Below are 22138 nucleotides of genomic sequence, written 5' to 3'. Positions count from 1 at the left end.
CCGCCGCTCGGGGGCAAGTGATCTTGATTGGTCGGCTCTGCCCGCAAAAGTGCCTGACAGATGACACAGCGCAGACCGCTTGAGATCAGTCACGCCCGCCTCGGGCAACCGGTGGACCAAGTCGAGCGTCTTTCCTTCGAACATGCACGGGAAGGCGTACGTAAGACGCTGGGACGGCGACAGGTCGGTGCCGCGCACAGCGGCACTACAGTGGGTCGGAACGGTAAGCAAGCAGCAGGGAGCACATGACGTGCGGCCGGTAGGCAGCAAGTACCTGCTCGAGGAGCCGCTCGGTCGCGGCGCCACGGGCACCGTCTGGCGGGCCCGCCAGCGAGAGACCGCGGGGGCCGAGGCCGCCGTGCCCGGTCAGCCCGGCGAGACCGTCGCGATCAAGGTCCTGAAGGAAGAGCTCGCGAACGACGCGGACATCGTGATGCGCTTCCTCAGAGAGCGCTCCGTGCTGCTGCGCCTGACCCACCCGAACATCGTCCGGGTGCGCGACCTGGTCGTGGAGGGCGATCTGCTGGCGCTGGTCATGGACCTGGTCGAGGGCCCCGACCTGCACCGCTACCTGCGCGAGAACGGCCCCTTCAGCCCGGTGGCCGCTGCTCTGCTCACCGCCCAGATCGCCGACGCGCTCGCCGCCAGCCACGCCGACGGCGTCGTGCACCGCGATCTGAAGCCCGCCAACGTCCTGCTCAAGCAGGACGGCGGCCAGATGCACCCGATGCTCACCGACTTCGGCATCGCCCGCCTGGCCGACTCCCCGGGTCTGACCCGCACCCACGAGTTCGTCGGCACGCCCGCGTACGTGGCACCGGAGTCCGCCGAGGGCCGCCCGCAGACGTCCGCCGTCGACATCTACGGCGCGGGCATCCTGATGTACGAGCTGGTCACCGGCCGTCCCCCGTTCGGCGGCGGCTCGGCCCTGGAAGTACTGCACCAGCATCTGAGCGCCGAGCCGCGCCGTCCGTCCACGATTCCGGACCCGCTCTGGACGGTCATAGAGCGCTGTCTGCGCAAGAACCCGGACGAAAGGCCCAGCGCCGAGAACCTCGCGCGCTCCCTGCGCGTCGTCGCCGAGGGCGTCGGTGTGCACGCGAACGCCGCGCAGATCGCCGCCGCGGAGGCCGTCGGCGCCCTGCTGGCCCCCGACCCGATGCCGGCCGCCGTCCCCGGCTCGGCCGACCCCACGCAGGTCCTGCAGCACGGAGCGGGCTCGTACGACCCGAACGCGGCGACCAGCTTCCTGCCCCACACCGGCGGCGCACCGGGCGCCGCCGATCCCACCGCCGTACTCCCGAACACGGGAGCCGCGGACCCTACCGCCGTCATGCCGCCGATGCCCCAGGGACAGCCGGGGCAGCAGCCCGAGCAGCCGCACCCCTGGCAGAACCAGCTGCGCGCCGCCCGCGACCGCAACGAGCAGACGCAGGTCCAGTACCTCGACCCCGACGAGGACCCGCTGCGCCGCCGCCCCCAGCGGCAGGCCGCCCGCCCGCAGCAGCAGCGCCCCCGGCAGCAGCGGCCGCAGCAGGCGTACGGCTATCCGCAGCAGCAACAGCCGCAGCAGTACGCCCCGCCGCAGCACCAGCAGCCCCAGCGGTACGCGCCTCCGCAGCAGCCGCAGCAGCCCGCCCGTGAGCCCCGGCAGCCGCGGCAGCGCAGCGCCAACCCGATGAAGATCCCCGGGCTCGGCTGTCTGAAGGGCTGCCTGTTCACGATCGTCATCCTGTTCGTCGCGGGCTGGCTGGTCTGGGAGCTGAGCCCGCTCCAGGAGTGGATCGGCACGAGCAAGAGCTACTTGCAGCAGCTGTCCGACATGTTCAGCACCGTGAGCGGCTGGATCGGGAAGCTGGGCCACCTCGTCAGCAGCAAAGGCGGCAACTGAGCAGCGAGCTTGGTGATTTGTCGACACCTGGCGGGTGATTTCCGTCTCTGCGGTGAAGGTTGGCTCCTCGGACGCGTAGTTTTGTCGGCTGGGGGTCTGGGGGTTATCCCCCAGGAAGGCGCAGCAGCGACACAACGCGTCCCGTAGGAGCAGTCTTGGCACGGAAGATCGGCAGCCGGTACACCGCGAACCAGATCCTTGGGCGGGGCAGCGCCGGCACGGTGTGGCTGGGCGAGGGGCCCGAGGGACCCGTCGCCATCAAGCTGCTGCGCGAGGATCTCGCGTCCGACCAGGAACTCGTCGGCCGCTTCGTGCAGGAACGCACGGCGCTGCTCGGTCTCGACCACCCGAACGTCGTCTCCGTACGCGACCTGGTGGTGGACGGCAACGACCTCGCACTGGTCATGGACCTGGTCCGCGGCACCGACCTGCGCACCCGTCTCGACCGCGAACGCCGGCTCGCGCCCGCGGCCGCGGTGGCGATCGTGGCCGACGTCGCGGACGGCCTGGCTGCCGCGCACGCGGCGGGCGTCGTGCACCGCGACGTCAAGCCGGAGAACGTCCTCCTCGACATGCAGGGACCGCTGGGCCCCGGCGGCTCCCACCCCGCCCTCCTGACCGACTTCGGCGTCGCGAAGCTGATCGACTCCCCGCGCCGCACCCGCGCGACGAAGATCATCGGCACCCCGGACTACCTGGCCCCGGAGATCGTGGAGGGCCTGCCCCCACGCGCGGCGGTCGACATCTACGCCCTCGCGACCGTCCTCTACGAGCTGCTCGCGGGCTTCACCCCGTTCGGCGGCGGCCACCCCGGCGCCGTGCTGCGCCGCCACGTCACGGAGACGGTGGTCCCGCTCCCGGGGATCCCGGACGAGCTCTGGCAGCTCCTCGTGCAGTGCCTGGCCAAGGCACCGGCCTCCCGGCTGCGCGCCTCGGAGCTGGGCGCCCGGCTGCGGGAACTGCTGCCGCTGGTCGCGGGCATGCCACCACTGGACGTGGACGAGCCGGACACGGAGCCGACCGAGGAGCCGGAGCCGGCGGCCGGGGAGACCGCGGCCCCGGCCCGCGAACGGGTACGGCGCGGCGCGGTCCCCCTGGTACCGGGCGCGAAGCCGGCCGACTCCAACCGGGACACCCATACGTCGATGAGGGTCCCGGCCCCGGACGAGCTGGCCGGCGGTGCCCGCGGCACGGCCCGGGTACCCCGGGCGACGGGCGCACCGCGGCCGGGTTCCGCACGGCACCGCGCCGTGACGCGCCGTCGCCGGATGGTGCTGGGGACGGCCGCGGCGCTGCTGGTGGCGGCGGCCGGGGTGGGCACGTGGCTGGCGACCTCGGGGGACGACGCGGGGGCGACACCGCAGGACTCGAAGCACTCGGCACCGGCGTCGCCGTGACCAGGGTGGTTCGCTCGCCCGCGCTCGCGGGGTGCCGCCCCAGCGGCACGACTGCCCGCAGCTACGGCGCTGTAGCCGGGCGCTCACCGCTTGGCGGAGCCGTTACGCTGGAGGCGTGGCAGTCGTCGATGTATCCGAAGAGCTCAAGTCCCTCTCCTCGACCATGGAGTCGATCGAGGCCGTTCTGGACCTCGACAAGCTGAGGGCAGACATCGCCGTGCTCGAGGAGCAGGCGGCCGCGCCGTCCCTGTGGGACAACCCGGACGAGGCGCAGAAGATCACCAGCAAGCTGAGCCACCTGCAGGCCGAGGTCAGGAAGGCCGAGGCGCTGCGCGGGCGGATCGACGATCTCGCCGTGCTCTTCGAGATGGCCGAGGAGGAGGACGACCCGGACACCCGAGCCGAGGCCGAGTCCGAGCTCGCCGCCGTCAGGAAGGCGCTGGACGAGATGGAGGTCCGCACGCTCCTGAGCGGTGAGTACGACTCCCGTGAGGCGCTCGTCAACATCCGCGCCGAGGCCGGTGGCGTCGACGCCGCAGACTTCGCGGAGAAGCTGCAGCGGATGTATCTGCGCTGGGCGGAGCAGAAGGGCTACAAGACCGAGCTCATCGAGACGTCGTACGCGGAAGAGGCCGGCATCAAGTCGACCACCTTCGCCGTGCAGGTGCCGTACGCCTACGGCACGCTCTCGGTCGAGCAGGGCACCCACCGGCTCGTGCGCATCTCGCCCTTCGACAACCAGGGACGGCGCCAGACCTCCTTCGCGGGCGTCGAGGTGCTCCCCGTGGTCGAGCAGACCGACCACATCGAGATCGACGAGTCCGAGCTGCGCGTGGACGTGTACCGGTCCTCGGGCCCCGGCGGCCAGGGCGTCAACACCACCGACTCCGCGGTGCGCCTCACCCACCTCCCCACCGGCATCGTCGTCTCCTGTCAGAACGAGCGGTCGCAGATCCAGAACAAGGCGACCGCCATGAACGTTCTCCAGGCGAAGCTGCTGGAGCGGCAGCGTCAGGAGGAGCGGGCCAAGATGGACGCCCTCAAGGACGGCGGCAGCTCCTGGGGCAACCAGATGCGTTCGTACGTCCTGCACCCGTACCAGATGGTCAAGGACCTGCGTACCGATTTCGAAGTCGGCAACCCCGAGGCCGTGTTCAACGGTGAGATCGACGGCTTCATCGAGGCGGGTATTCGCTGGCGCAAGCAGCAAGAGAAGTAACTTTGTCGACTTGCCAACTGCCGCCCCACGGGCGGCAGTTGCTGTTTGTCTGGGTTTTACATCACACTCACAGGTTCCAACTCGATGTAAACAACCCGCAAGTGGACATTGCGCACGCAATGCCCTTGACGTTGCTTTGAAAAATGGGAAGGGTAAAGCGCGGCATGCGTATCTCTGGGGCGCATGTGAACCGGGGGAATTTTGCAATGCAGCTACCTCCGTCGATCACGGCCCCGAGCGCCGCCCAACTGACGAGCAGCTACTGGGGGTAGCAAACACATGACGAACAAGACGCGGATCCGTTTGGCGCGGATTGCCGCGGGTGCCGTGATCGCCGCCGGCGCGTCACTGACCGCTGCGGGTGCCGCTTCCGCCGATGACTGTCTCCCGATCGTCGGGTGCGCCACGCCGGACCCGACGCCGACCGAGCTCCCGACGGACCCGGCCCCGACCGGTCTGCCCACGGACCTCCCGACGGACCTCCCGACGGACCTTCCGACGGAGCCCACCGGTCAGCCGACCGAGCCGACGGAGCAGCCGCCCACCACTCCGCCCACGGACAACCCGACCACTGCGCCGACCAACCCGGGCAATGGAAACGGCAACGGCAACGGCAACGGGCACAACGGTGGTGGCAACTCCAACACCAACCCCGACGGCAACACCGGCACCTCCACCCAGGACCAGGGCTCCTCGGTCCTCACGGACACCGGCTCGAACACCGCGACCCAGACCAAGGGCAACGGTCAGCAGCTCGCCGAGACCGGTGCAGGCCAGACGACCTTCCTGATCATCGGTGCCGCCACCATGATCGCCGGTGGCGTCGGCTTCCGCCTTCTGCCGCGCCTCGTGGGCGGCCGTGGCGGTGCGGCTGCCTGACGGTAGCCGTGCGCACACGCAATGTGTGTGACGACGTACGACGAGGGGCCCGGAGCGTGCATCGCTCCGGGCCCCTCGGGCGTCTCAGTGCCCCTTTGACGCGCCCTAGGCGGTCTGGTGCGCCAGTAGCGCCACCGCCGCGATCAGCACTGCCAGCAGTGCGATCAGCGCCATGGGGTTGAGCCCCGCGAAGAAGTTCTCCTGCTGCAGCCGCTCGCGGTTCGCGCGGCACACGGGGCACCGGCCCTCGCTCACGGGCGCCGCGCAGTTTGCGCACACCAGCCGGTCGTACGTCATGCGCTCGCCCTCCTTGCGAATACGTTCCACTGGGAGAACGGTTTGTGGTTGCCGAACGTTCCCCTCTCTACTGTGCCAGGTTCCTCCGGAGGTCGCGCGGGTTCCTCCCGGAGGGTGCGCTGGGGCGCCTCCAGAGGGGATGTGAGGCTTGTCTCGCGGCTGCCCCTTACGAAGCCCCGCACAAAAACGCACAACCTGCACCCAACCGCAACCGCTGCCTGCACTTGTGCACCCGACTCGCGTATGGTCACGCTCATCTACCCCCGGCGACCCGTGGTGCATCCGTGATCCGATTCGACAACGTCTCCAAGGTCTACCCCAAGCAGACCCGTCCTGCACTCAGGGATGTGTCCCTGGAAGTGGAGAAGGGCGAGTTCGTGTTCCTCGTGGGGTCCTCGGGCTCCGGAAAGTCCACCTTTCTGCGGCTGATCCTCCGCGAGGAGCGGTGCAGCCACGGTCAGGTGCATGTTCTGGGCAAGGACCTCGCGCGCCTCTCCAACTGGAAGGTCCCGCAGATGCGGCGCCAGTTGGGAACGGTGTTCCAGGACTTCCGGCTGCTGCCGAACAAGACGGTGGCCGAGAACGTCGCCTTCGCGCAGGAGGTCATCGGCAAGTCGAAGGGCGAGATCCGCAAGTCCGTGCCGCAGGTGCTCGACCTTGTCGGGCTGGGCGGAAAAGAAGATCGGATGCCCGGTGAGTTGTCCGGTGGTGAACAGCAGCGCGTGGCCATCGCGCGCGCCTTCGTCAACCGGCCCAAACTGCTCATCGCGGACGAGCCGACCGGCAACCTCGACCCGCAGACCTCCGTCGGCATCATGAAGCTGCTCGACCGGATCAACCGGACCGGCACCACCGTGGTGATGGCGACGCACGACCAGAACATCGTGGACCAGATGCGCAAGCGCGTCATCGAGCTGGAGAAGGGCCGCCTCGTCCGCGACCAGGCACGCGGCGTCTACGGCTACCAGCACTGACCGCCACGTCCACGGAAAGGCTCAACCAGTCGCCATGCGCGCACAGTTCGTACTCTCCGAGATCGGTGTCGGTCTCCGCCGCAACCTCACCATGACCTTCGCGGTCATCGTCTCCGTCGCCCTGTCCCTGGCCCTGTTCGGCGGGTCGCTCCTCATGAGCGACCAGGTCAGCACCATGAAGGGCTACTGGTACGACAAGGTCAACGTCTCGATCTTCCTCTGCAACAAGAGCGACGCCGAGTCCGACCCGAACTGCGCCAAGGGCGCGGTCACCGACGACCAGAAGAAGCAGATCCTCTCCGACCTGGACAAGATGACCACGGTTGTGCAGAAGGTCACATACGAGTCGCAGGACGCGGCGTACAAGCACTACAAGGAGCAGTTCGGCGACTCCCCTCTGGCCAGCTCCCTCACGCCGGACCAGATGCAGGAGTCGTACCGGATCAAGCTGAAGGACCCGCAGAAGTACCAGGTCATCGCGACCGCCTTCGACGGGCGCGACGGTGTGCAGTCCGTTCAGGACCAAAAGGGCATTCTGGACAATCTGTTCGGGCTGCTGAACGGCATGAACTGGGCCGCGCGGGCGGTGATGGCGCTGATGCTGGTGGTTGCGCTGATGCTGATCGTCAACACCGTGCGAGTGTCGGCGTTCAGCCGGCGGCGCGAGACCGGGATCATGCGCCTGGTCGGCGCCTCGGGCTTCTACATCCAGGCGCCGTTCATCATGGAGGCCGCGGTCGCCGGGCTCATCGGCGGGACGGTCGCCTGCGGGTTCCTGGTGGTCGCGCGGTATTTCATCATCGACCACGGTCTGGCCCTGTCCCACAAGCTGAACCTGATCAACTTCATCGGCTGGGACGCGGTGTTGACCAAGCTGCCGCTCATCCTCGCCACGAGTCTGCTGATGCCTGCGCTTGCCGCGTTCTTCGCGCTGCGCAAGTACCTGAAGGTGTGACGCATGCCAAGAGGGCCGTACGGTCAACCCGCCGTGCGGCCCTTCGCGTTGTCCTAGACTCACCGGCATGTCAGGTCGTGACCTGTTCTGCCAGCCCCGCCGCATTCGCCGCGGGGCCGCCCTGACATTGGTCTTCGCGAGCGTGCTCGTCGCGGGTGCGGCGACCGGCTCCTTCTCCGAAGGCGACCGGAAATCCTCGCCCGGCGCGGCCCGTTCGGCCGTGCCCGCCGGTCATCACGAGGACGTGGCGAAGGCGGCCGAGGAGGCCATGGCCGACGGCAAGTCCCCCATGGAGGCCGCCGAACGCGCGGTCAGCCGCAGCGGGGACCGCTGGGGCGCCGTCTACTCCGAGGGCGAGTACCAGGAGTTCGAGGAGGCCCTCGACGGCCGGTACACCGGCGTCGGCCTGTGGGCCAGGCGCGAGCGGGACGGCCGTATCGAGGTGACCAAGGTGGCCGACGGTTCGCCCGCGGCCGCCGCCGGGATCCGCAAGGGCGACCGGCTGCGCAGCATCGACGGCGAGAAGGTCGACGGGCAGCCCGTCACCGAGGTCGTGTCGTTACTGCGTGGCGACGCCACCGACGCGGCCGCCGGTACGGCGGTGCGGCTGGGCCTGCAGCGCGGCACGCGCGCGTGGATCGAGACCCTGCGCCGCGCGCATCTGTCCACCGACTCGGTCGCCGTCCGAAAGCTCGCCGGCGGGGTCACCGTGATCCGGATCGCCGCGTTCACCAAGGGCTCCGGCGACGTCGTCCGCACCGCCGTACAGCAGGCCCCCGACGGCGGCGGGATCATCCTCGACCTGCGCGGCAACTCCGGCGGCCTGGTCACCGAGGCCGTGACCGCCGCCTCCGCCTTCCTCGACGGCGGCCTCGTCGCCACGTACGACGTCGACGGCGAGCAGCAGGCCCTGCACGCGGCCCCCGGCGGCGACACCACCAGACCCCTGGTCGCGCTCGTCGACGGCGGGACGATGAGCGCGGCCGAGCTCCTCACCGGCGCCCTCCAGGACCGCGGCCGCGCGGTCGTCGTGGGCTCCCGCACCTTCGGCAAGGGCTCGGTCCAGATGCCGAGGCAGCTCCCCGGCGGCTCCGTCGCGGAACTGACCGTCGGGCACTACCGCACCCCCTCCGGGCGCAGCGTCGACGGCCGGGGCATCACCCCCGACCTGGAGGTCACCTCGCCGGGCCAGGCGGCCGTCGAGCGGGCCGGGACCGTGCTCGGCGGACTGGGCGACGCAGACTAGACGCCGGTAGGACGCCGGATGGATGCCGGTTAAAGGACTGGCCCGCACACCCCCGCGTAGTGCGAAAATGGACGGCACTATGAGCAAGGGAATGTACGTACCGAAGGAGTCCCAGCCCAAACAGGGCGGGGCGGCCGCGAAGGCCAGGGACGGCGAGAAGGGCGGCAAGCGCAAGATCGTCGCCCAGAACAAGAAGGCCCGGCACGACTACGCGATCGTCGACACCTACGAGGCCGGCCTGGTGCTGACCGGCACCGAGGTCAAGTCGCTGCGCGAAGGACGGACCTCGCTGACCGACGGCTTCGTCCAGATCGACCGGGGTGAGGCGTGGCTGCACAACGCCCACATCCCGGAGTACCACCAGGGCAGCTGGACCAACCACTCCGCGCGCCGCAAGCGCAAGCTGCTGCTGCACCGCGAGGAGATCGACAAGCTGGAGTCCAAGGCGCAGGAGACGGGTCACACGATCGTGCCCCTCGCTCTGTACTTCAAGGACGGCCGTGCGAAGGCCGAGATCGCCCTCGCACGAGGCAAGAAGGAGTACGACAAGCGCCAGACCCTGCGGGAGAAGCAGGACCGGCGGGAGTCGGACCGGGCGATCGCGGCGGCGAAGCGCAGGCAGCGCGGCGTGTAGCCGACCCGGCGCCCGGGAATACGGTGGCATCGTCGCTCGTTGTTCACGTACGATGGCACTGCACTCCACGGCGGGTGCACGCCCTCTTCGGAGGGGCCCTCTCCGGAGGGATTGACAACACAACATGGGGATGATCGGTTTCGACAGCGGCTGTCGAAGCAGGGGAAGCGTGTCGAGGAAGCGGCAATGATCTCGTAAACCATATGTCGCAAAAAATAATCGCCAATTCCAAGAGCGATTCTCCCGAGCTTTTCGCTCTCGCTGCCTGATCAGGTAGTGATCGAATAGCTCCTTAATGGGAGTGTCAGCCCGGGGCTGTTCCCGACCCGGATCCTGGCATCAGCTAGGGGACTAAACCTTGATCCCGGTCACGGGGTGAAGAGGGAAATCAAACAGTGACTGGGCCCGTCGGCGACTTGTTCGCGTGATCGCCGGGGCCGAGAAAATCGCAGCGAACTGCACACGGAGAAGCCCTGATTCCGCACCGTTGGACGCGGGTTCGATTCCCGCCATCTCCACTCATCCCATGTGGGCAAGGCCCCGTCGCTTTCGAGCGGCGGGGCCTTTGTCTGTAAGGGCTCACGCCGCGGAGGCCGAAGTCTGCGTGAGCTCGCACCACACGAACTTGCCCCGGCGGCCTCCCCTGGCCACCGGCTGCCACCCCCACAGGCTGGAGCACGCCCGCACCAACCCCAGCCCGCGCCCCTCTTCCGCCTGCATGAGTCGCCCCAGGTCCCCCGGCGGCTCGGGCGGTGCTGGATCGGCATCCCAGGCCCCGATCCGCAGTACACCGCCCGCCAACCAGCACACCCGCAGTTCGGCGGGCCCCTTGGTATGCCGTACGGCGTTGGAGACCAGCTCCGCAGCGAGCAGCTCGGCAACGTCGACGAGGCCGATGAGCCCGTGCATCGTCAGGATCAGGCGAAGGGTGCGGCGACTGACGGTGACGGCGCGAAGGTCGTTCGGAATGCGGAGGGAGTATTCCCAGGGTTCGGATTCGCTTTCGGGCATGCGTCAACTCCGGTCGAGTGGTGGGGGAGGTGCGGCCGACGGGCGGTGGCAGTGCCGCAGCCGTCATGGCAGGACGGGGCGGTGCGCTTCCGGGGTCCCGGGGTTCCGCATCGTGTGCGTCGCGTCACCGACCGTAGATCTAAATCTATAGATGAGGCAAGCTGGTCGCGTAATCTGACGCCGAACGAGTCGCGCCCGTAGGCGCGTTGAACCTAGGAGCAGTCGAGACCCTTGAGGCGCGAACCGACGGCACGCCAGACCCGGCTGGCGACCGAGCTGCGCAGACTCCGTGAAGCAGCGGACCTCAGTGCCCGCGAGGCGGCAACTCTGCTCGGAGTGAGCCCCGCCCAGATCACTCACATCGAGTCCGCGCTCGCAGGTGTGAGCGAGAAGCGGCTGCGCCTGCTCGCCGCCAATTACTCATGCCCCGACGACGAGTTGATCGATGCCCTGGTGGCCATGGCCACCGACCGCACACGCGGCTGGTGGGAGGAGTACCGCGAACTCCTTCCCGCTCCCTTCCTCGACCTCGCCGAACTGGAGCACCATGCCACGTTCCTGCGGGAAGTCCAGTTCCTGTACATCCCCGGAGTGCTCCAGACGGAGCAATACGCTCGGGCCGTCTACGGCTACAGAGTCCCTGAACTCCCCAGTGAAGACCTAGAGTTGCGCGTCCAGCACCGAATGCGACGCAAAGTGATCCTCGAGGGCCCCTCTCCCACGTTTTACGAAGCCGTCATCCACGAGGCGGCGCTGCGCATCATGGTCAGTGACCGCGCCGCTTCCCGAGCACAGCTCGCCCGCCTGGTCGAACTCTCCGAAGCGGACCACATCACCGTCCGCGTCATCCCTTTCGACCTGGAAGGATTCGCCGGCGCCACGAGCGCAATGACGTATGCAGGAGGCGCCCTGCCACGACTGGACACCGTCGTACGCGATGGCCCGCACGGCGCAGCCTTCATCGATTCCGAAGCCCAGCTGGGATCGTTTCGAACGCTCTTTCATAAAGTGGAGGCCGTGTCGCTCGATCCCGAGCGGTCGCGCGACCTCATCCACAGGCTGACGAAAGAGCTGTGAGGCACTCCATGAACACTCCCGGCGACTGGCGGAAGTCGTCCTACTCCGGGCCCGGCGACGGCGATGCGTGCGTAGAGATCTCCGACCGCCGCACCCACATATCCATCCGCGACTCCAAGGACCCGACCGCCGGCGTCCTCATGTTCCCTACCCGAACCTTCACCACCTTCGTCGAAGACCTCAAGGCCCAGCTGCTACGTGACTCTTGATCAGCCATGGGCCCGAAAGTCACCGCCTCGATGGGGTCCCCGGTTAGTACTCCAGTTGCACTTCTCCATATGCCCTGGTCACGGGGCCCTTTCGGAGTCTAGTTGGCTGACGCTGCATCAGGGGGGTGGTGGTTCGTGACTCACTCGATCGGGGCGCGTTGAACCGGTCGTGGATATGGAGAGCGATGCCGAAGTCGGTTCGTGGGATGCCGAGTTGGAGTCGTTGCTGCTGCGGGTGGGCGAGCGGTTCGGCCGCGTCGAGCCGCGGCGTCGGATGCGGGACTACGTGCGTGGACTGCTGGGCCCGGTGGGCCGGAAGAACAGCTGGCAGATAGCCGAGCACGCAGGCAATGACACCCCGTACGGGCTGCAGCGACTGCTGTCGTGGTGCCAGTGGGACCCGGACGAGATCCGTGACGACCTGCGGGACTACGTGGCCGACCGGCTCGGGCAGCCGGACGGTGTCCTGATCGTGGACGACACCGGCTTCCTCAAGAAGGGCACCGTCTCCGCCGGGGTGCAAAGGCAGTATTCCGGGACCGCCGGCCGAACGGAGAACTGCCAGATCGGAGTGTTCGCCGCCTACGCCTCTGCCAAGGGCCGGGCCCTGGTGGACCGCGAGCTCTACCTGCCCAAGTCCTGGACGGAGGATTCCGACCGGTGCCGCGCCGCCCGGATTCCGGAGACCAAGTCCTTCGCGACCAAGCCGGACCTTGCCCGTGCCATGGTTCGGCGGGCACTGGACTCCGCACTGCCGATCGCGTGGGTGACCGCCGATGCGGCCTACGGACAGGAGTGGCACTTCCGGCGGATGCTGGAGGAAGCCGGTGTCGGCTACGTCCTGGCGTGCCCAAGTCGCAGCAGGTCAAGTCTCCAGCGGGAAGCTGGCGCATCGACCATGTCCTGACCGGTGCCCCGGCCGAGGCGTGGGAGCGGATCTCCTGCGGTGACGGCGCGAAGGGTCCGCGGGTCTACGACTGGGCCGCGGCGAAACTGCCCACCGTGGAGGGTTCGGATCCCGCCCACTGCCGCTGGGTGCTGGCCCGTCGCAGCTTGGCGCGTCCCGAGGAGATCGCGTACTACCTGGCCTTCGCACCGGCGGACGCTGCTGTCTCCGAACTGGTTCGGGTGGCCGGCGCCCGGTGGGCCATCGAGGAGTGCTTCCAGGCAGCGAAGAACGAGTGCGGCCTGGACCAGTACGAGGTCCGCCGCTACGTCGGCTGGTACCGCCACATCACCCTGGCCATGCTCGCGCACGCCTTCCTGGCGGCGATGACGGCCCAGGCCCTCGAAAAGGGGGCCGCAGAAACGACACTACCAGCCTCGTTCCCCTCACCGTGGCAGAAGTCCGACGGCTCCTGGACCTTGCCCGTCCCTCCTCGGCCCGGCACCGGTCGCCCGCGCGGCGGCTCTACTGGTCCCGCTGGCGCCGACGCCACCAGGCCGTCGCCCGCCGCTGCCACTACCAGCGCCGCACGCGCCCCGATCGAGTGAGTCACGAACCACCACCCCCCTGATGCAGCGTCAGCCAACTAGACTCCGAAAGGGCCCCGTGACCAGGGCATATGGAGAAGTGCAACTGGAGTATTAGCTGGTTGGCCAGCGTGACACCACGCCGCATCTCGTAGACCGTCAGGGCTAGTCGGACAGGCCAGGGTCTGCACCTGTCTCAGCCGCTTTCGGTCGGCGCACCCATTAACAGTGGCTGCTCGTCCGTGCGACGGGCTCCTTGATCTTTCAGCGGGAATGGGGCTGCATTGCCGTATAACGGGGACCATACGGCCAATCCTGCCTACTCGGGCTGTCGAATTTTGAATTCGAACGCCGCAGGTCCGACTCATTCCGTGGTAGGCCAGCGAACCTCCAGGTTCGTGATCTCCTCGGTCGTGTCTAGGTGCTCCTCCGCCGCTGACAGGTCGACCACCGTCTGGGTGAAGAGGTGATGGGCCCGCGGATCCACCAAATCCGTCAGTGCCGATGGCTCTCCGTAGCCCCCACGCAGCAGCCATCCCGGACCGTCGCATCCGACGATCCGCGTCGGCTGAAGCACTCGCTGCCCATCCTTCACTACAGGAATCCGCGCGCGGACCTCGGATCCGAGGCTACTCTCGGCGTCCTCCGCCGTACCTCCCTGATCCCTGACCTCCTGGATGATCTTCGGGCGGATCTTGCCCCAGACCGAACCGAGAGGAACCCTGAACGCTTGGAGGCTGAGGGCATGATCACCTAGGGAGACGACCACTCCGACGGCGCGCCCGCCGGCCCTCAGCGGGTGAATGCGCGCACCTTCCAACCGCGGCACCCTCAGCACGCCGTAGTCGAGCCGCTCCACTCCGGCGGACGTCGGCGTCTTGGTCGCATCCCAGGGCCCGAACTCGCCGTCCCGCACCTGAGGACGGGTCATCTCGCCGGAATCAAGAACCTCAAACCAGAGGTCTTCCGCCTGCGACAGCAGAGCGTCGAGGGTGCTCGCCGGCGCATCGGGGCGCCGGACGCACTCCGAGAGCCAGGCCACCGCCTGCCCCCAGCTCATGGCCGCAGCCTCGACGCCCAGTTCGATCGCCTGGAAGTCTCCCGAGATCAGTCGCGGCAGCATCGTATCGCCCGACTCCGCGATGCCCTCAGCGAAAGCCGGGTCCTCAACCGCGGCAAGACCAAGGGCCATGATGAGCAGCACGCCCGGAGTCAGTCGGTCCCAGACGCCGAACTCCGCCGAAGCGAGGCTCTCCGCGGACAGGCGTCCGTCCCGGCCGTACCGCTCGACGATTTCCTCGGCAACCACCCTGGCCTGGTTCATCGAAGTCAGGCGGATCTTTGCACCCGCAGCGTCACTTTGGCGATTCCGTCGAACTCCCCGAAGTCGTGGTGGTGATATTCCCACCTGCCTTTGCTGGCATCGGCCCCACAGAAGTACCGCGCGCCCGGAGCCTTCCAGTAAAGGTGATCTAGGTTTTCCAGAGCATCCTCTGTCCTGCAGACGAGACCAGGCTGATCCGGAGTGAAAAGCACCAGCACGTGAGTGTGCAGAGGGGCCTTCCGGGCTCTTGCGGTGGCTGCGACCGCGGCGTTGTCGACCTCGTCGAGGTCCATGGTCACGTGCTCCACCGCTCCCCAGTCGATACGCGTAGGCGTCCAGGGGAACGTCAGGAGGACGTCATGGAAATCCCGGCAGACCTCGGCCGACACCACCGAAGCCTGCCCGCTCTTGATCCAGTTCTGGAGGTGTTCACTGTCAATGTAGTTCATGCCTCGACTTACGTCAGGGGAAATGTGTTGACGATTCCACGGAAATCGCCTTCCGTGAACCCGTCCAGAATCACCGCACCGGATTTCCATCCAGAGTTTCGTTTCGAACCGCTTGTCTTGTCCCACCAGTTCATGTGCACACCCTTGGGGGATTTGGGGTCGAAGTCCAATCGCCAGCCACGCAAGCCGTCCGGACTCTGCATTCCGGAGTAGTACTTGTCCTTCAGCGGACCGAGCTCTTGCTTGAAGGGCACGGCGTCGTCTCCCAAGCCTGCGGCGGTGCGGGCTTTGTCCCGGGCTTCGTTCAGGCTGTTGACGTGGACGTGGGCTTCTTCGATCTCGTCGCAGTTGTGCACCAGCACTGGCGCCGAGCCCGCCAGCACATAATACGTGTGCAGTTTCCCGACGGTCAGGTCGTAGGTGACCTGGTGCTGGTGGAAGTTGTGAACCGCAGTGACCGTGACGGTCGTGTCGTCGGCCTGGCGGAGTTTGGTGCCCGGAATGAGGTCCCGGGCGTCGGTCCAGCGGCCGCGGGTGGCGTCCCAGAAGGGGTGGTGCCAGGTCGTGGTGAGGAGCTGCTGCGCAGACGTGTGGGTCTGAGCGTGAGCGTGTGAAGGCGGGCCGCGGACCGGTGTCGCGTCCACCGTCAGGGTCGTGAAGTCCTTGTCCGTGTGGGTGACGATCACGGCCTGGACTTTCTCCGGGGCCGTGACGCCGGTTTGCGGGTCCGTAGCCAGGACTGTGTCGCCGACTTTGACCTTGCTGATTGGTTTCGAGGCCCCGTCGGCCAGTTGCACCCCGGTATCGGGTACGAAGCTGTGCACTGCACAGGCTTCCACCGCCTCCGCGCCTGCCCCTTCCGTCTTCGCCGCGTCCAGTGCCATCCGCTCGGCTGCCAACGCATCGTCGGCGACCTTCACGGCTTCTTCCGCGTCCTTGACCGCCGTATAGGCCCGGTCCAGTGCGCGCCACACCTTGAAGGCTTCGATGCCGACCTTGATCGCCTTGAAGACCTTGCCCCAGGGCACGGCGGTCAGGGCTGTGTTGACGCAGCCCATGACGTCGCCTTTGGTGAAGCAGTTGTAGGCGTCCGTGAGGCCGATGACGTCGGCGACCAGGCTGAGCAGACGGTGTTTGAAGCCTGATGCCTGTTTCTTGGCCGCGGCGACTGCTGCGTTTGCTGTGGCCTTCTGGCGTTCCAGGGCTCGCTCTTGCGCCCGGGTGTTGGCCGCGCTGTTGCTGATGTCGGCCTTGTACCTCTTGGCGTACGCCTTTGTGTTGCTCGGCGTGCTGCCCGAACCCGGGTAGTCGTGCATCGCCCGGTTCATGGAGTCCTGGTCGCCCGGCGTGCCGTTGATGCAGGCGGGGCAGACGCGGGTCGGGCAGTCGAGTTCCGCGCACGCACCGCTGGGGTCGGACGTGGTGACCGGGGTGTCGTCGGCGTAGTCGTAGGCGTTCCAGGACTGCGGGGCGCCGGCGTCGAGCAGGGGGTCCGGGCTGAGGAAGCGGCCGATGGACGGGTCGTACTCGCGTGCTCCGAGGTTGGTCAGGCCGGTGTTGTCGTCCTGGGTGCCGCCCACGAAGCCGCGTTGTCCGATCCATGTCCCGGACTGGTCGCGTGTCTCGCCGAAGGGCTTGTACTGGCGGCGGGTGACCTGCTGGGTCTGGGAGTCGATCGCCAGCGTGCCGGTTCCCTGGCGGTCCGGGATCAGGTAGGTGAACTTGCCGTCGGAGGAGTGCATGGCCACGGTCTCGCCGGCTATGGAGATGTAGCGCACGCCGTCAGCGCTGGTGGCGTCCTTCTTGAGCGTGATCTCCTCATCGCCCGTGTAGAGCGTGGTGGCGTCGGGGCTGTGACGCAGCAGCAGACTGCCGTCGGCGCCGTACAGGTACTTCGTGTCCCCGGCCGAGCCCGTCGAGGCGAGCTCGGAGAGGTTGCCCTCGTCGTCGTACTTGAAGCTGTCGGTGCCGGCGCGAGTGGTGCGTGTGAGGACGTTGCCGTCCTCGTCGTAGGTGTAGGCGTTCGTGGTGTTGGAAGCCGAGTCACCCGGCGTCACCTTGTCCACCTGGGACACGGCATGCGCCGGTCCCTTGCCCGTGTCGAACGGGGTGTAGCTGGCGGTCGTGTCGTGCGAGGTGTCACCGGACGGGTCGTGGTCCACCTGCTGGGAGCGCGCGCCCGTGGCGTCGTAGCTCCAGGATTGCCAGTACGGCGACGGGCCGCCCACGGTGGTGGATGATCCGGGGGTGGGGGTGGCCGCGCAGTCGTCGGTGGCCGTCCACGCCGCCTTGAGGCGCTGGGCCCAGTCGTAGTTGAAGCACTGGGTGTCGGTCGAGCCGGTCTCCAGCTTGTCGGTGATCTTCGTGACGTTGCCGGAGGGCTGGTAGGCGTAGCTGGTCTTGTCGGCGATCGCGGTGCCGGACTTAGTGGTGGTGGACGAATCCGTCAGGCGGTGGGTCTGGTCGTCGTAGTTGAGAGTCTGCTGGGCGAAGTTGCCCAAGGTGCCGTAGGTGAACTGGTACGGCTCGTCGAACTCGGTGTAGGAGAGCTTGTCGACGTAGTCCCAGCTGCCGACGTCACCGCCGACGGCGGTGGGACGGTTGAACGCGTCATAGCTGTAGCTGACCGTCTCCTGCGGCAGCGTGACGGCGGTCGGGTCCTGGTCGGTGTAACTCCTCAGAGTGCCTGTGAGGTTGTACGTGTTCTGGTGGATGTAGCTGCCCTGCAGCGCGCCCTCGGCCGCCGGGATCACGAGTTCGTCGGCCTGCGCCCAGCCGTGGCTGTCGTAGCCAAGGACCTTCTGCGTGTAGGCGGAGCCGCCGGTGCCGCCCACGTAGCGGGTGGAGGCGGTGGGCTTGCCCTTCTTCAGCGTGTCGTACGTCCACGACGCCAGCTCGTTGCTGGTCGAGGGTGTCACGCCACCCGTCGTGTCGTACTCGGCCGTCTTGCGGCCCATCTCGTCGTACTTGTAGCTGATGGTCTTGCTGCGGGCGTCGGTCGTGGTCAGCAGCTGACCGGCGTTGTCGTAGGTGGAAGAGGAGCTGCCGGTGTCGGGGTCGGTCTGGGAGGTGCGGCGGCCGAGGAGGTCGTAGTGGCTGCTCCAGGTATGGCCCTGGCCGTCGTCCTGGCCGGTCTGGTGGCCTGCCGCGTCGTGGGCGTAGGTGACGGTGTCGGCGGCTCCGGTGGGCGTGGTGCCGTGGTAGCGGAGCAGCTTGACCGTCTGGCCTCGTGCGTCCGTGTAGGTGGTGGTGGGCGTGCCACCGGCGGGCGGAGTGACGTCGACGCGGTCCGAGCCGGGGTAGGCGGTGGTGGTGCGCCAGGTCTCCGAGGCGAAGTGGTAGGCGATCGAGTCTGTCACCCTGCCCGCGCCGTCGTAGACGGTCCCGGTCTGTGAGGGGGTCTTGTCGTCCGGCGCGTCCACCAACGTGCCTGAAGGGGCACCCGAGTTGTAGTACGCGTCGGAGGCGCTGACGGCCCAACCGTGAGTGTCGTAGACGGTGTCGGTGATGACCCGGCCGCCGTCCACCGTCGCCGACTGCGTCTCCCGCGGGCGCAGCAGCGCGTCATAGATCGAGATGGAACTGCGGTAGGCGTTGTCGTCGGTGAGCGTCTGGGTGGTGACCGTCGAGGGCACGGACGGCGAGAGGCTGTAGGTGTACTTGGTGTTGGGGTTGTTGCTCGTGGAGAAGCCCGGGTTCCACACGGCGGTCAGGCGACCCAGCGGGTCGTACGAGCTGGTGCTGGAGTAACCGGCCGCGTCCGTGGTCTTCAGATCCAGCCCTCGGGCCGGGTCCAGGGTCGTCGTGGTGGCGAAGCCCGCCGTCTGGCCGGTGACCTTGGGCTGGGTGACCTTAATGGAGGTCGGGGCCGCGCCCGTCGTGGGGGTGTAGACGGTGGTGGTCGTACGGCCGTCGGCGTCGGTCTCCGTGAGCTCGCGGCCGTAGCTGTCGTACGTGTTCTGCAGCGCCGTGACGTAGTGGATGGTGCCGTCGGCAGCGACCGAGTCGGCCTTCTGGACCATCGTCACATCGCCCTTGGTGGGCGTCGCGTTGTTGTCCGTGGAGCCGTCGAAGAAGGTCAGGTCGTCGCTGAGCAGGTCCTTGGTGTTGTCCGGAGTCACCGAGCAGGAGACCGAGACCTCCTGGACCCGGCGCGGGGTCGGCAGCAGGTTGCCGGAAGCGTCCTGGGCGTACCAGGTACGGGTGCACTTGTCGTCGGCGGACGTCGAGACGTCACCCTTGTCGTCCATGGACTTGGGCAGGCCGGTGGCGCCGTCGATCGAGTAGTCGGTCTCGGTGGTGAGCTTGGTGCCGTCCGCCTTGGTGGTCGTGGTGCGGGCCCGCTGGATGTTGGTGCGGCGCGCGACCAGCGGGTCCAGACCCGCCTTCGTACGGGACTGGGTGGCCGTGGCCGTCGAGCTCCAGGGGTCGGTGACCGCGTCAGACAGCAGGGCACCGCCGTCGCCGTTGTAGGACTGCGTCTCGAAGGTCTGGCCGGCCAGCCAGTCGGAGTCCTTCTGCGGGTCGTCGTTGGCGCTGTCGTTGAGCGTGGCGCTGTGGGTGCCGGACGAGGTCTTGTCGCCGTCCATGCCCCGGAAGTACGTCTGCTTCGACAGAGTGATCTTCTCGGGAGACGTGCCGGTGCGGGTCTCGACCGTGCCGTAGCCGCGCCACTGGTTCCAGGTGCGGTACTTGGCCTGGGTCAGCGGGTCGTCGTTGAAGTGCCAGGCCGGGTCGCCGACGTACTTGTAGGAGGTCTGGACGGGGAGACCATGGGCCGTCGAGTCCTGTGCCGTCACGGAGTTGACGACGAACTTGTTGAACCAGTCCAGCTGCGGCGAAGTCTGGCCCGGCGGTGTCCAGTAGGACGGATAGCAAAGATAGGTGTTGGCGTCCTGGCTGGACGGCAGCACGGTGGTGCCCGCGCGATGGCACTGCGGAGAGCTGTAGTTGACCGTGATCACTTCACCGGACTCGGTGGTGACAGTGGTCAGCCGGTAGCGGGTGATGGGCTGGTAGCCGTCCAGGCCATCGACTCGGTTGGCAAGGGCCTGGCCTTCGAACTTCACCGGTGGCAGGTCCAGGCTGCCGCCGTCCTTGCCGGTGTGCACGATCTGGCTCAGCCACAGCGAAGGGGTGGTGGTGTCCCCGGTCGGCGGAAAGATGTGGGTCAGCGACCAGGCGTCCACGTCCTGGTAGGCGGTGCCGACCAGGACTTGCGTGCGGATGCCCGTCAGGCGCTTGGTGGTGAAGAACGCCGGGCCGTGGTTGTTGCAGGTGCCTGACGAAGCGCAGACCTGGTCCACCGGGACGTCCGGCCAGTGCGAGGCGTTCGCCGTGGTCATCTTCGACGAGGCGCAGTCGAAGCTGGAGTCGGGCAGGCAGCGCTCGGAGGTGTCGAAGAAGACCTGCGCGGCTGCTGGGGCGGTGCTGTCGTAGACCTTCCCCGCCAGCTGCCCGTACTGGATCTTGGAGAGGTATCCGTCGCGAGTGTAGGGCGTGGCCGTGGTGGCGTTGTCCCGGCCGTAGTAGCCGGTCTCCGGCGTGTACCAGTAGCTGATCGCGTCGCCGTGTGGGTCGACGACGTAGTCGAGGTTCCACCGGTAGCCCTGCTGGCACCAGGAGGCGGCAAAGGTGGAGGCGTGGCAGGGCTCGCCCGAGTCGTTGCCGTACACGGGGGCGGTGAACACCGAGTTGGTGGTCGCGTTGCCGGACGCCCAGCCCGGAAGGCGGTTGAGGCCGAAGTAATACTTCGTGCCGTCGGCGGTGGTGACGACGAAGTACTCGTTGTCGTTGTCGCCGTTGACCGTGTCGGTCTTGATCGCGATCTTCTCGCCGTTGTCGCCCTGAGGGTGCCAGGTGTTCGTGGCGTCGTCGTGGACGAGCGTGTTGGACGAGCCGTTCAGCGACAGGGTGAGTGTGTCGACCGCGTCCGACCAGCACTCGTCCGAGGTCTTGGGCGTGCCGTTTGCCGCGTCGTCGGAGCAGGAGGCGTAGCTGCGCTCGACGAAGCCGGGCGAGTAGTCCCAGCCGTCGCCGATCCAGGAGGACTGGGCGTTGGTCGAGGAGGTGCGCCCGTCGACGCTCTGCGAGCTGTAGTCGAGGGACACGCTCGGGGTCAGGCTGCCTGGAACGTCCGGCACGGAGATCGGATACGAGTAGCCGAAGGCACCGCTCGAACTACCCGCCGACCACTGGCCGGACGGAGCCAGCGAGGTGGCGCCGTAGCTGCCGCCGCCGCCCGAGCCGGTCGCGGCTGCGGCGAGCACCAGCGGCTGCGTGGTCGTGGCGGCGGACAGCGGGACCTGGGCCGAGACCGTCTGGGTGCTGGCGTTGTTGGTCGAGGCCAGCGAGGTCTGCTTGCGGCAGGCGGGGGACTTCGGGGTGGTCAACGCGCAGGCAGGCAGCCGTACGAGCCGCAGCCGCCCCGCCCAGTCACCGCCGTAGGCGTCCTTGAACGCCGAGTAGTCCAGACCGACTTGGGCGGTCCCGCCTGAAGTGGCCTGGTCCGGCTGCACGGTGAAGACCACGCCATGCACGCCGAGCTTCTGTGCGGCCGTCTGTCCGGGCAGCGTCACGTGCACGCGCGTGCCGGCGTCGGTCCGGCGCGTCACCTTCGCCGCGGCGACGGTCACCGGGAGATCGCCGGCTCGCTTGGCGGCGGCACCGTGTGCGGGCACCGCCACATCGGCGACACCCTTGGCGGGCCAGGCCTTGTGCGCTTGGGCAGCGCTCCAGCGTGCCATGCGCGGGACCTTCGGGCTCTTGCCCTTGACCGGCGAGACGGGTACCGACCGTGCCTTCTTCGCCTTTACGAGGTAGTTGCCGGAATGGCCTGCCGCAATTGCGTCTGTTGGTGCGAGGAGTCCGACCAAGAGGCCCAGTGCTGTGATTTCGACGATCCACAGCGCCGGTGCCCTGCGTATCCGCATGGTCTTTCTGAAAATCCGCCAACGAGAATGACGACGCACTCCGGACCCCCCAATTCCAGCACGGCTGCCGAAGATGCATTCGATCAGATGACAGGCCGCGCTCACAGGGGCTTCACATGTTCAATAGGCATAGATATCGCCATGCAACCCTCTGTGTTCGACAAAGTTTCG

The 22138-nt window shown here is 67.7% G+C and carries 15 protein-coding genes, 1 other RNA gene and 1 pseudogene; 12 read left to right on the top strand and 5 right to left on the bottom strand.

All coding sequences use genetic code 11. From position 1 onward, the window contains the following. Nucleotides 1-250 precede the first annotated feature (250 nt). The 4 genes from ACFY1U_RS44945 (at nucleotide 251) to ACFY1U_RS44930 (ending at nucleotide 5386) form a co-directional block, all read left to right on the top strand. On the top strand, nucleotides 251-1891 hold the full coding sequence (locus tag ACFY1U_RS44945) for a serine/threonine-protein kinase (RefSeq protein ID WP_390699861.1): 1641 nt from the start codon (nucleotides 251-253) through the stop codon (nucleotides 1889-1891). Nucleotides 1892-2046: 155 nt separating this feature from the next. Beyond that, nucleotides 2047-3288, top strand: coding sequence for a serine/threonine-protein kinase (locus ACFY1U_RS44940; protein ID WP_390699860.1), 1242 nt, complete (start codon nucleotides 2047-2049; stop codon nucleotides 3286-3288). 115 nt (nucleotides 3289-3403) lie between these two features. After that, a complete protein-coding gene (gene prfB, locus ACFY1U_RS44935; protein WP_115907855.1) occupies nucleotides 3404-4507 on the top strand; it encodes a peptide chain release factor 2 in 1104 nt (367 codons plus the stop codon). A 279-nt stretch (nucleotides 4508-4786) separates the two neighbouring features. Further along, a complete protein-coding gene (locus tag ACFY1U_RS44930) occupies nucleotides 4787-5386 on the top strand; it encodes a hypothetical protein (RefSeq protein ID WP_390699859.1) in 600 nt (199 codons plus the stop codon). Between the two features lie 105 nt (nucleotides 5387-5491). On the opposite strand, the gene ACFY1U_RS44925 is transcribed toward ACFY1U_RS44930, so the two are convergent. After that, entirely contained in the window at nucleotides 5492-5683 is a 192-nt protein-coding gene (locus ACFY1U_RS44925; RefSeq protein WP_016438128.1) for a hypothetical protein, read from the bottom strand. Between the two features lie 284 nt (nucleotides 5684-5967). On the opposite strand from ACFY1U_RS44925, the gene ftsE reads away from it, so the two are divergent. The 5 genes from ftsE (at nucleotide 5968) to ssrA (ending at nucleotide 10013) form a co-directional block, all read left to right on the top strand. Continuing rightward, entirely contained in the window at nucleotides 5968-6657 is a 690-nt protein-coding gene (ftsE, locus tag ACFY1U_RS44920) for a cell division ATP-binding protein FtsE (RefSeq protein WP_030943440.1), read from the top strand. A 34-nt stretch (nucleotides 6658-6691) separates the two neighbouring features. Continuing rightward, nucleotides 6692-7612 carry a permease-like cell division protein FtsX gene (gene ftsX / locus ACFY1U_RS44915; RefSeq protein WP_390699858.1) on the top strand — a complete coding sequence of 307 codons (921 nt, stop codon included), beginning with the start codon at nucleotides 6692-6694 and terminating at the stop codon, nucleotides 7610-7612. A 67-nt stretch (nucleotides 7613-7679) separates the two neighbouring features. Beyond that, on the top strand, nucleotides 7680-8858 hold the full coding sequence (locus tag ACFY1U_RS44910) for a S41 family peptidase (RefSeq protein ID WP_390699857.1): 1179 nt from the start codon (nucleotides 7680-7682) through the stop codon (nucleotides 8856-8858). Between the two features lie 91 nt (nucleotides 8859-8949). Continuing rightward, nucleotides 8950-9492 (top strand): SsrA-binding protein SmpB, encoded by a 543-nt coding sequence (smpB, locus tag ACFY1U_RS44905; RefSeq protein WP_344402999.1) that lies wholly within the window; start codon nucleotides 8950-8952, stop codon nucleotides 9490-9492. A 126-nt stretch (nucleotides 9493-9618) separates the two neighbouring features. Then, nucleotides 9619-10013, top strand: a transfer-messenger RNA (tmRNA) gene (gene ssrA / locus ACFY1U_RS44900). A gap of 58 nt (nucleotides 10014-10071) precedes the next feature. On the opposite strand, the gene ACFY1U_RS44895 is transcribed toward ssrA, so the two are convergent. Beyond that, on the bottom strand, nucleotides 10072-10503 hold the full coding sequence (locus ACFY1U_RS44895; protein ID WP_390699856.1) for an ATP-binding protein: 432 nt from the start codon (nucleotides 10501-10503) through the stop codon (nucleotides 10072-10074). A 231-nt stretch (nucleotides 10504-10734) separates the two neighbouring features. Here ACFY1U_RS44895 and ACFY1U_RS44890 point away from each other — a divergent pair, with 231 nt between their 5' ends. From ACFY1U_RS44890 to ACFY1U_RS44880, 3 genes and pseudogenes are all read left to right on the top strand, one after another. Next, complete coding sequence (locus tag ACFY1U_RS44890; RefSeq protein ID WP_390699855.1) at nucleotides 10735-11580, top strand: helix-turn-helix transcriptional regulator; 846 nt, start codon at nucleotides 10735-10737, stop codon at nucleotides 11578-11580. 8 nt (nucleotides 11581-11588) lie between these two features. Further along, nucleotides 11589-11789: a DUF397 domain-containing protein gene (locus ACFY1U_RS44885; protein ID WP_390699854.1), complete on the top strand. Its 201-nt coding sequence runs from the start codon at nucleotides 11589-11591 to the stop codon at nucleotides 11787-11789. A 175-nt stretch (nucleotides 11790-11964) separates the two neighbouring features. Beyond that, nucleotides 11965-13283, top strand: a pseudogene (locus ACFY1U_RS44880) (IS701 family transposase). Nucleotides 13284-13626: 343 nt separating this feature from the next. Here ACFY1U_RS44880 and ACFY1U_RS44875 read toward each other — a convergent pair. From ACFY1U_RS44875 to ACFY1U_RS44865, 3 genes are read right to left on the bottom strand one after another with little or no spacing between them, the layout of a single operon-like run. Further along, nucleotides 13627-14586, bottom strand: a complete 960-nt coding sequence (locus ACFY1U_RS44875; RefSeq protein WP_390699853.1) for a DUF3710 domain-containing protein — start codon at nucleotides 14584-14586, stop codon at nucleotides 13627-13629. A 5-nt stretch (nucleotides 14587-14591) separates the two neighbouring features. After that, nucleotides 14592-15035: a hypothetical protein gene (locus tag ACFY1U_RS44870; RefSeq protein ID WP_390699852.1), complete on the bottom strand. Its 444-nt coding sequence runs from the start codon at nucleotides 15033-15035 to the stop codon at nucleotides 14592-14594. Between the two features lie 8 nt (nucleotides 15036-15043). Then, on the bottom strand, nucleotides 15044-21781 hold the full coding sequence (locus tag ACFY1U_RS44865; protein ID WP_390699851.1) for an RHS repeat-associated core domain-containing protein: 6738 nt from the start codon (nucleotides 21779-21781) through the stop codon (nucleotides 15044-15046). Between the last annotated feature and the right edge of the window lie 357 nt (nucleotides 21782-22138).

The sequence above is a fragment of the Streptomyces sp. NPDC001351 genome (genome assembly GCF_042896045.1).
GTDB lineage: Bacteria > Actinomycetota > Actinomycetes > Streptomycetales > Streptomycetaceae > Streptomyces.
The sequence above is the reverse complement of the archived record's forward strand: the minus strand, read 5'-3'. Positions and strand labels throughout refer to the sequence as shown.

Coding starts and splice junctions, on each gene's coding strand:
- ACFY1U_RS44895 (WP_390699856.1), bottom strand. CDS start 10,503: ATGCCCGAAAGCGAATCCGAACCCTGGGAATACTCCCTCCGCATTCCG.
- ACFY1U_RS44885 (WP_390699854.1), top strand. CDS start 11,589: ATGAACACTCCCGGCGACTGGCGGAAGTCGTCCTACTCCGGGCCCGGC.
- ACFY1U_RS44930 (WP_390699859.1), top strand. CDS start 4,787: ATGACGAACAAGACGCGGATCCGTTTGGCGCGGATTGCCGCGGGTGCC.
- ftsX (WP_390699858.1), top strand. CDS start 6,692: ATGCGCGCACAGTTCGTACTCTCCGAGATCGGTGTCGGTCTCCGCCGC.
- ACFY1U_RS44870 (WP_390699852.1), bottom strand. CDS start 15,035: ATGAACTACATTGACAGTGAACACCTCCAGAACTGGATCAAGAGCGGG.
- ACFY1U_RS44910 (WP_390699857.1), top strand. CDS start 7,680: ATGTCAGGTCGTGACCTGTTCTGCCAGCCCCGCCGCATTCGCCGCGGG.
- ACFY1U_RS44865 (WP_390699851.1), bottom strand. CDS start 21,781: ATGGCACGCTGGAGCGCTGCCCAAGCGCACAAGGCCTGGCCCGCCAAG.
- smpB (WP_344402999.1), top strand. CDS start 8,950: ATGTACGTACCGAAGGAGTCCCAGCCCAAACAGGGCGGGGCGGCCGCG.
- ACFY1U_RS44875 (WP_390699853.1), bottom strand. CDS start 14,586: ATGAACCAGGCCAGGGTGGTTGCCGAGGAAATCGTCGAGCGGTACGGC.
- ACFY1U_RS44925 (WP_016438128.1), bottom strand. CDS start 5,683: ATGACGTACGACCGGCTGGTGTGCGCAAACTGCGCGGCGCCCGTGAGC.